Genomic DNA, 1,451 nt, shown 5'->3' with positions numbered 1-1,451 from the left:
ACGTGTGGGCGGGGCTGCGGCCGGGGCTGGCCGACCGGCTGCGGGAGGCGGAGTTCCTCTGGCGCACCTCCCAGGCCGACTTCATGCTCCCGGCCAGGCCCCGCCCGACCCTCGGCGAGGAACTGGACGACGTGGACCGGCTCGACGACGAGCGGTACGTCTCCGCCGCACTGGTCACCACCTGCGGCAACCGCGTCCACTTCACCTCCCCCTCGCCCCTCGGCGATGCCGCCGCCCGTGATCTGGCCCTCGACCTCGCCCAGGCCCGGGGCCCGCGCCAGGAAGCCTTCGCCGAGCGGCTGCTCGCCGACCCGGCGGCGGTACGGGCACGCGTCCGCGAAACCCTGGAAGCCTGCGCCGAGGCCTTCTTCGACTCGGCCTGGGCCGACGCCGCCGTGCGCCTCGCCACCGACCTGCGGCTCAAGAACGACCTGCTGAAGCGGCAGGGCCCCGGAGCCGCCCTCGCCTCGGTCTCCGGCGCGGTCACCCTGGCCCCGGACGGCGACGGCATCCTCGTGGACAAGCTCCTGGACAAGGTCACGCACGCCCACGGCACCGGTGTCACCTTCATCCCCAGCGTCTTCGGCCGCCCGCACCTCGCGGTGGTCCACGCCCCCGGCTGGCAGCCGGTGGTCCAGTACCCGGTGACCGAGCCGGGCCCGTCGCGGCCCGTCTCCCTGGACACCGTCGCCCTCCGGCTGGAGGCCCTCTCCCACCCGGCCCGTCTGCGCCTGCTCCGCACCCTGGCCCGCGGCGCGCACACGAACGGGGAACTCGCCCACACCTGGGACATGACACCGCCGGAGGTCTCCCGCCACCTGGCCCTCCTGCGGCGCGCGGGCCTCCTCGTGGGCCGCCGCGAGGGACGGTACGTCCGCTACAGCCTCAACCTCTCGGACCTGACGGCCCTGGGCACCGATCTGCTGGCGGCGGTACTCCGGTAGGGCAATCCTCACCCCCGGGGGTGTTCGACGTGCACCCGGCCGGACCGGCAGGGCGGGCGCCGGGGCCGCCGCCCGGCGGCCCCGGCATTCGGGTGGCGGGCGGCGGCACGGCCGCGCGTTCCCCACGACCTGCCCGGCCCGCCGCGCGGGCCGACGTAGCGTGCCGGGCATGACGCCGCAGATCGAGGCCCTCATGCGCACCGCAGACCCGGACGCGGTCTGGGCGGTGGGCTCGGCGTACACCGTCCACGCCGCCCGCCCCGGCCCGCCGGGCGACTGGGACACCCCCCTCGCCGCCCCCTCCCTCACCCCGGCCCTCGCCCTCTGGCCCGTCCTCGGCACCCTCGTGGCCCAGGGCGAACTGGCCCTGCACACCCCCCTCGCGGCCTACGGGCAGCCACCCGCCGCCGGGGCACCCGCCGGGACCACCACCCACCAGCTGCTCACCCGCGCCGACGGCCCGGCCGCCGCCGCCGCCCTCACCCGTCTCGCCGAACAGCTCGGCGG

Annotated in this window: 1 protein-coding gene and 1 pseudogene; both read left to right on the top strand. The window is 77.1% G+C overall.

Features of this window, described 5'->3' with window-relative positions:
• Positions 1 to 944, top strand: a 944-nt coding sequence (locus VR44_RS23820; protein ID WP_045949623.1) for a DUF5937 family protein, incomplete at its 5' end; no start/stop codon positions are given.
• Positions 945 to 1,113: 169 nt separating this feature from the next.
• Positions 1,114 to 1,451, top strand: a pseudogene (locus VR44_RS23815) (hypothetical protein); the annotation flags it as partial.

The organism is Streptomyces katrae, assembly GCF_000966975.1.
Lineage (GTDB): Bacteria > Actinomycetota > Actinomycetes > Streptomycetales > Streptomycetaceae > Streptomyces > Streptomyces katrae.
The sequence above is the reverse complement of the archived record's forward strand: the minus strand, read 5'-3'. Positions and strand labels throughout refer to the sequence as shown.